General features: G+C 69.3%; 11 protein-coding genes. 1 reads left to right on the forward strand and 10 read right to left on the reverse strand.

The features are described from left to right. Positions 1-67 precede the first annotated feature (67 nt). Positions 68-1813, forward strand: coding sequence for a cyclic peptide export ABC transporter (locus WS46_RS21850; protein ID WP_059691735.1), 1746 nt, complete (start codon positions 68-70; stop codon positions 1811-1813). A gap of 215 nt (positions 1814-2028) precedes the next feature. Here WS46_RS21850 and WS46_RS21855 read toward each other — a convergent pair whose 3' ends face one another. From WS46_RS21855 to WS46_RS21900, 10 genes are all read right to left on the reverse strand, one after another. Then, positions 2029-3075: an ABC transporter substrate-binding protein gene (locus WS46_RS21855; protein ID WP_059691736.1), complete on the reverse strand. Its 1047-nt coding sequence runs from the start codon at positions 3073-3075 to the stop codon at positions 2029-2031. After that, on the reverse strand, positions 3072-3872 hold the full coding sequence (gene fhuF, locus WS46_RS21860; RefSeq protein WP_059691737.1) for a siderophore-iron reductase FhuF: 801 nt from the start codon (positions 3870-3872) through the stop codon (positions 3072-3074). The genes WS46_RS21855 and fhuF overlap by 4 nt, the downstream gene beginning before the upstream one ends. After that, complete coding sequence (gene fhuB / locus WS46_RS21865) at positions 3869-5962, reverse strand: Fe(3+)-hydroxamate ABC transporter permease FhuB (protein WP_059691738.1); 2094 nt, start codon at positions 5960-5962, stop codon at positions 3869-3871. Before fhuB ends, fhuF begins: the two co-directional genes overlap by 4 nt. Continuing rightward, positions 5959-6810, reverse strand: coding sequence for an ABC transporter ATP-binding protein (locus WS46_RS21870; RefSeq protein WP_059524424.1), 852 nt, complete (start codon positions 6808-6810; stop codon positions 5959-5961). The genes fhuB and WS46_RS21870 overlap by 4 nt, the downstream gene beginning before the upstream one ends. Further along, positions 6800-7819 (reverse strand): TauD/TfdA family dioxygenase, encoded by a 1020-nt coding sequence (locus WS46_RS21875; RefSeq protein ID WP_059691739.1) that lies wholly within the window; start codon positions 7817-7819, stop codon positions 6800-6802. Before WS46_RS21875 ends, WS46_RS21870 begins: the two co-directional genes overlap by 11 nt. A 45-nt stretch (positions 7820-7864) precedes the next feature. Further along, positions 7865-8107, reverse strand: coding sequence for an MbtH family NRPS accessory protein (locus WS46_RS21880; protein WP_059510746.1), 243 nt, complete (start codon positions 8105-8107; stop codon positions 7865-7867). A 94-nt stretch (positions 8108-8201) separates the two neighbouring features. Beyond that, entirely contained in the window at positions 8202-8870 is a 669-nt protein-coding gene (locus WS46_RS21885) for an RNA polymerase factor sigma-70 (RefSeq protein WP_059691740.1), read from the reverse strand. A 329-nt stretch (positions 8871-9199) separates the two neighbouring features. Then, positions 9200-10231 (reverse strand): fimbrial protein, encoded by a 1032-nt coding sequence (locus tag WS46_RS21890; protein ID WP_059691741.1) that lies wholly within the window; start codon positions 10229-10231, stop codon positions 9200-9202. Then, positions 10228-10974 (reverse strand): molecular chaperone, encoded by a 747-nt coding sequence (locus WS46_RS21895; RefSeq protein WP_059691836.1) that lies wholly within the window; start codon positions 10972-10974, stop codon positions 10228-10230. The genes WS46_RS21890 and WS46_RS21895 overlap by 4 nt, the downstream gene beginning before the upstream one ends. Positions 10975-10990: 16 nt before the next feature. After that, entirely contained in the window at positions 10991-13444 is a 2454-nt protein-coding gene (locus tag WS46_RS21900) for a fimbria/pilus outer membrane usher protein (protein WP_059691742.1), read from the reverse strand. Between the last annotated feature and the right edge of the window lie 114 nt (positions 13445-13558).

Raw genomic sequence — 13558 nt, forward strand, 5'->3', positions numbered from 1 at the left:
CGCTGCTTTCGCATCAATCTCGCCGTTTCCGCATGATTTGCCTGCCCTTCATTTACCGACGTTGCCGATGACCGCCGCCCACGAGCCCGCTTCCCCGCCGTCCCTCGACGCCTCCCCCGGCCGCCCCGCGGCCCGCCTGATCCTCGCGCTGCTGCGCGAAAGCCGCGCGTCGCTCGCGCTGGCGCTCGTCGCCTGCGTGCTCAACGGCGTCGCGAGCGTGCTGCTCGTCGCGACGCTGAACCGCGCGCTCGCGACGCCCGGCGCGGCCGACGCGTCGCTCGCGTGGCGCTTCGCGCTGTGCGCGGTGATCGCGCTCGTCACGCGCATCGTGTCGGGCACGCTGTTCGCCCGGCTGTCGCAGGACACGATGGCGCGGCTGCGCGTGCATCTCGCGCGGCGCGTCGGCGCGGCCGAGCTGCGCGACATCGAGCGGATCGGCGCGGCGCCCGTGCAGTCGGTGCTGACCGACGACGCGACCAACGTGTCGATGCTGTTCTTCGCACTGCCGAACCTGGTGATGCACGGCTCGATCGTGTTCGGCTGCCTCGGCTATCTCGCGTGGCTGTCGTGGCCCGTGTGCCTGCTCGCGCTGACCGCGATCGTCGCGGGCTCGCTCGGCTATCACACCGGCGACCGCCGCGCGATCGCATCGCTCGAGGCGGCCGGCCAGGCGCAGGATCGCCTGTTCGGCTATCTCGGCTCGCTGTTCTCCGGCGCGAAGGAACTGAAGCTGCACGACGCGCGCGCGCGCCAGTTCGTCGACGGCCAGCTCGGCGCCGCGATCGGCGAGGTGCGCGACCATCGCCGTCGCGCGTTCAGCGCGTATGCGGTCGGCGTCGGCTGGATCATCTTCCTGTTCTACGTGTTCCTCGGCGCGGCCGCGTTCTGGCCGCAGCTCGGCGTGCATGCCGATGCGGGCACGGCGGCCGGCTACGTCGTCGTGTTCCTGTTCATGCTGGTGCCGCTCGACGGGCTGCTGAACAACCTGCCGACCGTCAATGCGGCGCGCGTGTCGCTCGGGCGCATCGAGGGCGTGATGGCCGAATTCGGCGCGCTGCGCACGGTGCCGCCCGCCAGCGACGCCCCCGACGTGCCGCCGGCCGGCGCCGTCACGCTGCGCGGCGTCACGCACGCGTATTTCCACGAACGCGACGAACGGATGTTCCGGATCGGGCCGATCGACCTGACGATCCGGCCAGGCGAGCTCGTGTTCATCGTCGGCGGCAACGGCAGCGGCAAGACGACGCTCGCGAAGGTCCTGACGGGGCTCTACGAGCCGGAGGAAGGCGCGATCGAGGTCGACGGCCGGACGATCGGCTGGCGCGAGCGCGCCGCGTACCGGCAGCGCTTCAGCGCGGTGTTCAACGACTTCCACCTGTTCGATGCACTGCTCGGCATCGTCGATCCCGACGATCCGGCGCGTGCGCAGGCCGATGCGCGCGCGAACGCGCTGGTCGCGAAGCTCGCGCTCGATCACAAGGTGAAGGTCGTCGACGGCGCGTTCTCGAACCGCGCGCTGTCGACCGGGCAGCGCAAGCGGCTCGCGCTCGTCGTCGCGTATCTGGAAGACCGGCCGTTCTACCTGTTCGACGAATGGGCGGCGGACCAGGATCCGTCGTTCAAGGCGGTGTTCTACGAGCAGCTGCTGCCCGAACTGCGCGCGCGCGGCAAGGCCGTGATCGTGATCACGCACGACGATCGCTATTTCGATCTCGCCGACCGCCTGCTGAAGCTCGACAACGGACAGATCGTCAGCGACACGACGCCCGCGCGGTCGCGCGCACGGGATGGCGCCGATGCGCTCAGCGCGTAAGCATGCGTGAGCACCGGCTTCCTGCGTGCCGCAATTGCCGCGCGCGCAGGCGGCTGGTGCTCGGCTCGGCGGATCGAAAGAAATCGGAAAAGGCGAAAGGAATTATCGTTCGGTGTACTGGACTATGCGTGCCGCCGTCGGGATGCCGCGACAAGCAAATGCCTGCGCGACTTTCGTTCACGCGCTGCCCTGCCTGTGAACGACAAGCCGCGCGTTCAGCGCACGGCCGGCAGCTTCAGCAGCGTATCGGTCATCACGTCGGCCAGCTTCAGCGCCGACATCGGGCCGCCGAACCCCCAGATGTTCCGTTCGACGAGCGCGATCCTGCGTTCACGCAGCGCAGGCACGAAACGCCACACCGGCGAATCGAGTTTCGACGACAGCGGCACGTCCATCCCCGTCGCGGTGACGAACAGCACGGCGAGATCGCGTTGCCGAAGCAGATCGGCGGACGTCACGTAAAGCGTGCCTTCCCGCGTCGGCTTCTTCGGCCACGGGTCGAGCCCGAGCGCGCGCGCGAGGCCCGCCGACGTGCTGTTGCCGGTATACGCCCAGTAGCGATCGGGCAACCCGAGATCCTGCAGCAGTGCGATGCGTTCGCCGCCGCGTCCCGCCGCCCTGAGCCGCGATGCGTTGCGCGCGATCCCCGCGTCGAGTTGTGCTTCGACCGCCTTCGCGCGCGCATCACGCCCGGTCACGGTGCCGATCGTCCGGAAGATCTGGCGCATCCAGTCGAGCTGCGTGACGGGCACGCCGTCTTCCGACACGTTCGGGCTGAACTGGAACAGGATCGTCGGCGCGATCCGGTCGAGCGCGGCGAAGATCGGCGCATGCCGGAAGCCGACGCCGATGATGAGGTCGGGCTTCACCGCGGCGATCGCCTCGAGCCCCGGCTCCTGACGCGAGCCGACGTCGGTTACGTGCGCGAGCCGGTCGCTCTCGTAGCCGAGCCAACCCGGATAGAACGCGGTATCGGCCATGCCGACCGGCACGATGTCGAGCGCGATCACGCTTTCGGCGAACATGAAGTCGAGCGCGACCACGCGTTGCGGCCGCACGGGCATCGTCGCGCTCGCCTGCGATACGACGGGGTTGCCGGCGAGCGAGCGGCCCGATTGCGAAGGCATGCCGCCCTTCCCGCCGCGCGCGTCGTTCGCGACCGCGGCGGCGGCCGGCGCGGCCAGCGCGCCGCAGCATGCGGCGCCGAGCGCGGCCAGTGCGCCGAGCGCATGGCGACGGCCGGCATGCGGCGCCGGCGTCACCGGATCGCGTCCTGCTCGGCCAGCGCCGCGTCGTCCATCGTCAATAGCAGCGGGCAGCTTCCACACAGTTGCGTTTCTCCAGGAATTTCATAGCGCAGGCAGCACACGCGGCGCGCGCGAAACGGCGTCGGCAGCAGCGGCGAGCGCGGCACGGCGTCGCGCACCGGCAGGCGCAGCGGATTCGGCTCGCCACCGACGCAGGACGCGCCGAACAGCCAGTCGGCATCGCGAGCGGGATCGGCCGCGCATGGCAGCGAACGGTACGTGTCGAACAGATAGTCGAGCAGGTTGCCCGCGTTGCTCCACAGCACGCGCGGCGTGACGCGGCCCATCGCCGCGAGCAGGTCGATCACCGCGCCGAGATGCGCGACGAGCCCCGCGTAGCGCGGCGCGGGCGCGACGCACGGCGCGCCGAGCGCGTCCGGCGCGAAATACAGCGCGGCCGGCATCCCGTCGTCGAGCGCGACGAACGTGCGCTCCGGCGTCATGTCGAGCGGCCGGCCCAGCGTCAGCGCGGCGACCACGCCGGCAGGCGCCGCGCGGCCGAAGTAGTACTTGCTCCATTGCGACATCAGCGCGCGCGCGTGCTGCGCCGGATCGCCGCCGTAGAGACGGACCATCGCGTCGAGCAGCGCATCGCGATGATCGCGCAGCGCGCCGACGGGCACGACGATCCGGCCCGGCGCATGCGCGTCGTCGGGCATCCCGAGCCACACCGCGTCGAGATGCTCGGCGAACGGTTCGGGCGCGAACGCGGAAAAGCGCGTGGCGCGTGCACCGTCGAGCGCCGGCGTCATCGCCCCGCGCGCCGGGCGCGGCGCCCCTCGAGGATCAGCAGCCCGAGCAGATACGGCGCGCCGATCAGCGCGGTCAGCACGCCGGCGGGCACTTCGCGCGGCGCGACGACCGTGCGGGCGGCCAGGTCGGCACACCCGAGGATCAGCGCGCCGCATGCGGCCGCAAGCCACAGCCGCGTGCGGTGCCGGCGCGCGCCGAGCATCGTCGCGACGTGCGGCGCCATCAGCCCGATGAAGCCGACCGGCCCGACCGCCGCGACGGCTGCGCACGCGGCGAGCGTCGCGATCGTCAGCGCGAGCGGCCGCAGCGCGGCGACCGGCAGGCCGAGCGCGGCCGCCTGGTCGTCGCCGAGCGCGAGCATGTCGAGCGGCCGCGCGAGCCATGCGAATACGGGGACGGCGAGCACGCACCACGGCAGCAGCATCGACACCTCGCCCCACCCGCGGCCATAGGTGCCGCCGACGAGCCACACGACGAAGCGCGCGGGCTGCACGCTTTCCTGCGTGATCAGCCATTGCGCGAGCGTGGTCCACAACGCGCCGATCACGATGCCGGTCAGCGCGACCGCGAGCGGTGCGTAACGATGCCGGTGATTCAGCACGAGCGTGATCGCGAGCGACAGCGCACCGCCGGTCAACGCGGCCACGGCGAGCGTCACGTGCCCCATCAGCGGCCACGTCGACAACGCGAACAGCGTGACGAGCCCCGCGCCCTGCGTGACGCCGAGCACTTCGGGCCCCGCGAGCGGGTTGCGCACGACGCTCTGCATCGCGACCCCGCTCGCGGCCAGCAACGCACCCGCGAGAAGTGCGCACAGCAGCCGCGGCAGGCGCAGGTCGATCAGCATCCGCGCGACGGCATCGTGACCCGCCAGCGCGGCGGACCAGCGTGCCGGCGACAGCCATTCGGGACCGGCCGACACGCCGACGCACACGACGAGCCCGCCGGCCGCGACGAACAGCGCGGTGCGCAGCGGCCAGCCGAGCCGCTCGAGCCAGGCGACCATCCGCGTCGACCCGCTGCCGGCCGCGCGTTCGGCCTGTGCGTGCAGCACGCCCGACCATGCGGCGCCGCGCCGGATCATCGCGAGCATCAGCGGCGTGCCGACGAACGCGATCGCGACGCCGGTCGACAGCGTCGCGTCGAGGCCCGACGCGAGCACCGCGCTGTCGGTGACGAGCACGAGCGCGCCGCCCGCGAGCGCCGACAGCGGCACCAGCACGCCGAGCCGGGCCGCGCGTGCGCCGCGCACCTGGCGCAGCAGATTCGGCGCGACGAGCCCGACGTACGACAGCGGGCCGGCGATGCTGACCGCCACGCTCGTGAACGCGACCGCGACGATCGTCGCGGCGAGCCGCGCCGCGTCGACGCGCACGCCGGCCGCGGCCGCCGCCTCGTCGCCGAGCGCGAGCGGATTCAGCGGCCGGATCACGAACGGCAGCGCCAGCAGCGGCGCGACGAGCCAGCGCATGGCGAGCGCGAGCCCGGTTGCGCCGGGTTGATAGAGACTGCCGTTGGTCCACAGCGCCGCGCCCGCGATGTTCTGCTCGAAAAACGCGAGCACGAGCGTCGACAGCGCCGCGAACAGCAGCATGCAGACGCTGCCCGCGAGCACGAGCCGCAGCGGCGTCGCGCGCCAGCCGCCCGCCGCGACGATCGCGCACGCGGCGGCGATCAGCCCGCACACGAACAGCAGCGGCACCGACGCGACACCGGCGAGCGCCGGCACCAGCATCGCGGCGAGCAGGCCGAGCTGGGCGCCGCCCGTCACGCCGAGCAGGTCGGGCGACGCGAGCGGGTTGCGCGTGAGCGACTGGAACAGCGCGCCCGCGATGCCGAGGCAGCCGCCCGCGACGAGCGCGGCCGCGACACGCGGCAGGTTGAGGTCGAACAGGAACACGTCCGCGAGCGCGGCCGCGTCGCTGCCCGGCACCGCGTTCCACCACACGCGCAGGTCCGGTGCAACGCGCAGCACGGCCAGCACCGCGATCAACGCGACGAGGCCGAACGCGAGCGCGCCGGCACGGCGGCCGGATGCCGCTCGCCGCCCGCTCGCGGCGAGCCGCTTGCGCATCGCGAACGTCGTCATACGGCGATATCCCGTTGAACGGCACGATCGAACGCGCCCGCCGTGCCGGATGCCGGCGGCCCGTAGGCCGGCACGCACATCGGCGCGCCCGTCTGCGGATGCGCGAGCTTCAGCATGTCGACGCCGAACGCCGCGCGCAGCCGCGCCGGTTCCAGCATCGCGTCGGGCGAGCCCTGCGCGACGAGGCGGCCGGCACGCATCAGCACGATGTCGTCGCTGTACGCGGCCGCCTGGTTGAGGTCGTGCAGGACCCACACGATCGTCAGCCCGCGCGCGTGGTTCAGCGCGCGCAGCGCGTCGAGGATGTCGAGCTGGTGATGGATGTCGAGATAGGTCGTCGGCTCGTCGAGCAGCACGATCGGCGCCTGCTGCGCGAGCGCCATCGCGATCCACGCGCGTTGCCGCTCGCCGCCCGACAGCGCGCCGACGTCACGCTCGGCGTCGCGGGCGAGGCCGCTCGTGACGAGCGCCTCGTCGATCGCCGCATGATCGGCGCGCGACAGCCCGCGCAGGAAACCGCCATACGCGTAGCGGCCGTACGCGACCAGCTCGCGCACGGTCAGCCCCGACGGAATCTGGTTGAACTGCGCGAGCATCGTCAGCTCGCGCGCGAGCGCGCGACGGCGAAACGACGCGAGCGGCCTGCCGTTCACGTCGATGTGGCCCGCACGCGCGGGCTGCAGGCCCGCGAGGGTGCGCAGCAGCGTGCTCTTGCCGCAGCCGTTCGGACCGCACAGCGCCGTCACGCGGCCGGCCGCGATCGACAGGTCCAGCCCGTCGATCACGACATGGTCGCGATAACCCACCGTCAATCCGCGCGCGGCGAGCGCGGCGGGACTACGCGTCATCGGTCCTCCGTTCGGCCGCGCGCGGGACCGTGTAACTTTGCGCCATCGCGACGACCACCTTGCGCGGCCCGTCGAACGGGTCGCGTGCGTGCGCGGTCAGCATGTTGTCGAGCATCAGCACGTCGCCCGTCCGCCACGGGAACACGATGCGCTGGCGATCGAGCACGTCGCGGATTTCCGCGAGCGCGTCGGCCTCGAGCGGCGCGCCGTCGCCGTAATACACGTTGCGCGGCACGTTCTCGAGCCCGACCGCATCGACGAGCGCTTCCTGCATGTCGTCGTCGAGCGCGGACAGGTGAAACAGGTTCGCCTGGTTGAACCACACGCGATCGCCGGTGCGCGGATGGCGCGCGACGGCCTGGCAGCGTTCGCGCGTGCGCAACAGCAGTTCGCCGTCGTCATCGGTGCGCCATGCGCATTCGATTCCGCGCGCCGCGCACATCCGCTCGACCTCGGCCGGCTCGTCCGTGCCGAACGACTGCTGCCACGGCAGGTCGAGCCCCTGGCCGAAATTGCGCACGTACAGCAGCTCGCGCTGCTCGAAGCGCGCGACCAGCGCCGGATCGAGCGCGCGATAGACGGCGCGGCTGTCCGCGATCGGCGTCGCACCGCCCGTCGGCGCCGCGAGCGCGCAATGGAACCAGATCCGCAGCGGCCACTCGCGCGTGTACGACTGCTCGTTGTGCAGCGGAATCGCGCGATGCGGCGGGTATTCGGTCGACGTGTAGACGGCGCCTTCGACCTGGCTGCGCGGCGTCGACGCGTATTCGTAGCCGATCAGCGGATCGCCGAACGACGCCGCGAACTGCTGGAACGCATCGATCGACGGCACGTGAAAGCCCGTGAACAGCACACCGCCCGCCCGTTCGAGCGTGTCGGCCGCGATCGCATGCGCGAGCGGCGCGATCTCGTCGATCGACATGCCGTCGGCGCCGCGCGGCGACACGACGGTGGGCAGCCCCGGCTCGATACGCAGGTCGTCGAGCGTCGGCAACGAAAGCAAGGTCATGCAACGTCCTCTTCAGGTGGCGCGCCGCGCACGCGGCGCAGCGGGTCACGATGCGCGCGTCGCGCGATCGCCGTCCATCGCGCGGCGCAGGCTCGCGGGGCGCATGTCGGTCCAGACGGTCTCGATGTGCGCGAGGCAGTCGGCCTTCGGGCCGCGCACGCCGACCTCGCGCCAGCCGGCCGGCACGGGCCGGAACGTTGGCCAGATCGAATACTGTTCTTCGTCGTTGATGACGACCGTGTAGACGAGGTCGTCGGTGTCGGCGGAAGGCGTCGTGGCTTGCGTCATGATCGAAAAAAGCGGGAGGCGGTTGAGGGAGGCGAAGCGGCGAATCGTCGGATCGGCCGCTCCTGTCTTGAAGACGATTGGCCGGCGCGTTTTTTTACCGACGCCGCGTGCGGCCGCCGAGGAACGCCGGACACGCGTCGCCGCGATGGCATGCGTCGAGGCATTCCGCGCAGTGCCGCTCCGCGTCGCGCACCATGAAATGCACGAGCGTTTGCGACACGTTCAGCGCGCGCGCCGCGGTCTGCAGCGTCTCCTCGCGCAGCCGTACCATCTCGAACGCCGCGCGGCTGCGCGCCGGCAGGTCGTCGAGCGCGGCCCACACGCGGCGCAGCGTGTCGCGCGTCATCAGCGCGGCTTCGGGCGTCGGTTCCGGCGACGGCACGTCGAAGCCGTCGTCCTCTTCCGTGTTATAGACATTCTCGAGGCTTTGCCGGCGGCACGCGTCGATCGATGCGTTGCGCACCATCCGCGTCACGTACGCGACCGGCTGGCGCACCGCGTCCTGGTTCGGGAATTCGACGAGCTTCACGAACACGTCGTGCACGACGTCCTCGGCGCGGCTCGCACAACCGACGAAGCCACGCGCGACGTTGACGAGCATCGCCCGATGGGAAATCAGCACGTCGAGCAGCGCGCCCTGCGCATGCGGCTCGGCGGTGCGGCGCGCACGCGGCGCGGGGCGCGACGGCCGGTCCGGATAACTGCCGAGGAACGGGTTCGCCGTTGCCGCTGCCGGTCGTTCGAGCACTTCCGCCATAGCCATCGATCTGCTCCGTCAGATTTCGAGATAGCGCAATTTAACGTAAACGCAAATCATTCTCAATCCGATTACCGAATGTCCCTTCCAGTTATCAGGATTTGTCTGATCAATTGGAGGATTCCGTGTTTTGGCGAACTGGACAGGCCGAACGACAGGATCTCGGCGAAGACACCACCGGAATGCTCCGGCCGCCGCCGAAGCGCATTGCACACCACGAAATGTGTCGCCGAACGCTTCGAGCTGCGCGCCGCGAGTCTGAAAAAAAACGCCGGCATGCCGGCGTTTTTCATGATGTGGGTGCCGTGCGTCGAGCCGCGCTCGCGCCGATCGCGTCAGTAGATAAACAACCGAATCGTCGCCGTGCCGTTGAACGGACCGATCTTCGGCGGTCCGAACGCCTTCAGAACGGCATCAAGCGTCACGCTCTGGTAGTTCACACTTCCCGGCATCTGGGCGAGCACGAACTGTTGGTTGAACGCAATCGCCTTGCCGTTTCTGTCCTCGATGCCGATGCCGAAATTGCTCTTCGGGTCCGGCACGAGCAGCCCGTTCTGCACCGTCTGCGATGTCTCGAAGTAGCCGTCCACGCGCACCGCCACGTTGCATTGCTTGGTCAGCGCGAGACTGAACGATTTGCGCGGCACCGCTGGCAAGAAGCCGTTGCCCGTGGCCTGAACCTGGCCGAACTTCACGATGCCGGGTTCAGGCGTGACCTTCACATCGACGAGACAAGGCGTCGGTTTCAGTTTCTGCAGGCCGCTCAGCTTGTAGCGAAAGCTCGGATTGATGTAGTTCAGACCGCCCCTGCCGTCGAACTGGAACACCGCATAGATGTCGGATGGCGGCTGCGACCAGTTGCCGCGCTTGCGCACCACGATCTGATAGGTGATGCTCAGCGGAAACTTTTCGCAACGCCCTGCCTTGACCTCCGCGTCGCTCAGCTTGCATTCGTCCACATAGGTTTTCGTCTGTACGCCATCGCCGGGCTGACTGCTGCGGCCGAAGTAATCTTCACCAAGATAGCGAATGCCGATTTCGAGACCCCACGCAGCCGGGGTCTGCTTTTCAGGGTTCGCATAGAAATAGATCCATTCACCGTACGTCTTCTCCCTGCCGCCGAGATCCTTGTAGCAGTATCCCGTCGTCGTGCGCGGCGGCGACACCCAGATCACGTACCCATCCGGTGCATCGGTCGGATACGACGCAACATTGCCGATCGCTTCCGTCAGCGACACACCGCCGTTGTTTGCGATGCAGCGCACAGCCCACGCCGGCTGCGCCAACGCAAAGAACAGCCCGATCACACACCACCTGAGCCACGCCCGCATTCTCGACTCGATCCTGTTTCGTCGCATGCCGCTCATTTCTTCACGCTCTTGCACGCACCCGCGTCGCACGCATACTCGACCGCCACCTGGCCGCCGTAATCGTCGATGTGCGTGACGAACAGCGTCGACGGCGTCGCCGCCTTGAACGGCACGTCGGCCGTGCTCATCGGGCTCACCATCACCGGCTCGATCGGCACCGGCGTCTTCTGCGCGCCCGCCGTCACCTCGATCACCGTCACGTGGTACGGCGTCGGGTTGTCGAACACGAGCCTGTGCGCCCCCGCGTCGACGCGCAGCGTCATCGGCAGTGTCCAGTCCTCGTCGCGCGCCGGCTGCACGGCCTTCGGCCGGTAGAACAGCTTCATCTGCGTATGCAGCGCGATCTGCAGCGTGTTCGGCGTATCGGACTTCGGCGGCACTTCGCGGATGTTCAGGTAGAAGACCGATTCGCGATCGGCCGGCAGCGCGGCGCCCGGCAGCCTGGCGATCCGCAGCACGTTGCGCTCGTTCGCCTCGACGCGCTGCAGCGGCGGCACGACCATCAGCGGCGACGTGATCTTGTTGCCCTTCGCGTCCTCCAGCCACGACTGCACGAGATACGGATACGTCGTGCTCTTGTTCGTGATGGTGACGATCGCGGCCTGTTCGCCTTCGTTGAAGATCACGCGTGTGCGGTCCGGCACGATCGCCGCGTGCACGACACCGGCCGCCAGCGCGCCGGCCGCGGCCAGCATGCACGACGCGCGTCGCAGGAAGGAAAGAGAGAAAGCTGGGTTCATCGCTGGATCCGTGAAATCATCGTTCGGCCCGTGCGGCCGCTGCATGCGACTCGCCGGGCGTCTGGCACGTCACCGGAATCGGCGTGCCTTCGAGTTGAAGCTGATTGGGCAGTGCGTCCACCGTGCACAGCGTGCGCTCGCCCGCGCGCACCGCGAGCGCGGATTTCGGCTGAACCTGCGTCAGGAACGCCGCACCGCCCTCGCCGACGATGCCGAGCTCCTTGCCGTTCGCCGCGTCCTGCACCGACGCGCCGAACGGCAGCGGCATGCCGGCCGCGTCGGTCAGCGTCAGGTACAGGTTGCTGCCGCGCGCGACGTTGAACTTCGCGAAGCCGATCGCGCCGTCGGTCAGCACCATGCGCTGGATCGGGTTCGACACCTGCACTTCGAGCGGAAGCTTCTCGACGTTGACGGTCGCGTCGTACACGTTGTACGGCGAGATCCCGTCGAGCACCGCATAGCCGCGCGAGTCGGTATGCGTGAGCGTGCCGGACAGCGGCACGTCGGGCACGCCGTCGGTCGAGACCAGAAGGCGCGTATCGCCGGCGTTGCCGTTCGCGTGCGCGGACACGCCATATTGGGTCGCGACGAACGAACCGTCGACTTCGAGCGACGCGGCCGCATACGCGTTGGCGAGCGTCGACGCCTGCGCGGTCAGCTGATACGTCGACGTGCGCTGGCGGAAGCTCGCGTTCGCCGCCGCGCGGCCGTCGGTCGCGCCTGCGTTGACCTGATAGGTGCGACCGTCCGGATCGTCGTAGATGTAACCCGCGTTCACGCTCGTGCTGCCGCTGCCCGTCGTCAGGTTCGACGTGACGGTGTGGCGGCCGCCGATCGGCAGCGTCGCGGTCACCGAAAACTGATTGCCGCTCGCGCCCGCGCTCTGCGTGCGGAACGCCGACACGCTGACGTTCAGGTTGCGCAGCGCGCCGATCGAGAACGCGCGCGTCAGCGTGAGGCCCACGCGCTGCTCGGACGAGCGCGCCCAGTAGGTCGTCTGGTCGTACGAGAAATAGGTCGACGTGTCGCCGAAGCGCTTCGACATCGTCGCCGAGTAGCGCTGCTTGCTGTTCGCGAGGCCGTACGCGGTCGGGTCGCCGGAGAACTGCGCGAAGTTGGTGTACTCGCGTTCGGAAAAGCGATAGCCGAAGAAGCGCACGTCCGCGTCGAGCCCGTCGAAGTGCTTCGAATAGTTGATGCGGTACGAGTTGCCGTTGCGCGTCGCGCCATTCCACCACAGCCGCGCGCGCGCATGCGTGACGTCGGCCGACACCGCCCCGAACGTGCCGAAATCGCGGCCGACGCCGAGCGCGATCGACGTATAGCCCGATGCCGCGATGAAGCCGCCGTACACCGTGACGTCGAGCGGCAGGCCGTACGCGATTTCGCCGAAGCCGAAAAACGGCGTGATGCCTGCGCCGCCGAACTGCCGCGGCTTGCCGACGGCGGCCTTGTAGCGCAGTTGTCCGGTGCGCGCGAGGAACGGCACGGCGGCCGTCGTCACCTGGAAGCGCTGCACGCTGCCGTCCTCTTCCTCGACCGCGACGTCAAGCGTGCCCTGCACGCTCGTGTTGATGTTCTGCAGCGCGAACGCGCCCGGCGACACGCGCGTCACGTACAGCACGCGCCCCGCCTGCGACACGGTCACGGTCGCATTGGTGCGCGCGACACCCGAGATCAGCGGCGCATAGCCGCGCAGCGAAGGCGGCAGCATGCGGTCGTCGCTGCGGATCGACGCGCCGGTCAGCGCGAACGTGTCGAAAATGTCCGAGCTCAGGTAGTCGTCGCCGAACGTCACCGTCGACTGGATCGACGGCAGCGCGCGAAATGCGTAAAGCCGGCTGAAGCGGAACGTGCGGTCCGCGTACGCCGTGTTGCCCACGTTCGACTGCGCCTGGTAGTCGCCGCGAAAACGCCACGCATCCCAGTTCGCGCCGATCGTGCCGTAGGCCTGGATCGAATTCGTCTGCGCGCCGCCGGCACCGAAGCTGCGGTTCGTGTTCGCGATCACGCGATAGTCGAGCATCGCGCCCGGAATCCCCTCGGACCAGCGCTCCGGCGGCAGATAGGTCGAGTCGGTGAACTCGAGCGCGGCCTGCGGAATCGTGATCTTGAGGCGTCCGTCGCTCTTCAGGTAGCGCACGGTTGCCCCCTCGATCGCGCCGAGATCGACGCAACGGCCGCCCTGGAAGCGCGGCAGGTCCTTCGCGAGCGACGGCTTCAGTCCGAACTGCGCGACGAGTTCCGGCGGCAGGCACGGCTTGCCGGCGCCGGACGCATCGAGCGCGATGAACTGGATCGCCTGCAACCCGTAGAACAGGTCGTTGACCTGCACGTCGAGCATGTATTCGCCCGGCAGCGTGAAGTCGGCCTGGGAGAACTGCGACAGGTCGACGTTGTTCGTGCCGTCGATGTCGAGGAACGACGAATTGAATTCCGTCGCATGGCTCTGGCTGCCGACCACCAGCACGGAGACGCAAAGGAAGGAATGTCTGATTCGCACGCGGCGCTACCGGAAGTCCGAGGAAAAGGAAGCGGGAAGGAAACGAGGACGGAGAAAGGGTGCGCGCACCCCTTCTCCGGC

It is taken from the genome of Burkholderia sp. RF4-BP95, assembly GCF_001521985.1.
Taxonomy (GTDB): Bacteria; Pseudomonadota; Gammaproteobacteria; order Burkholderiales; family Burkholderiaceae; genus Burkholderia; species Burkholderia diffusa.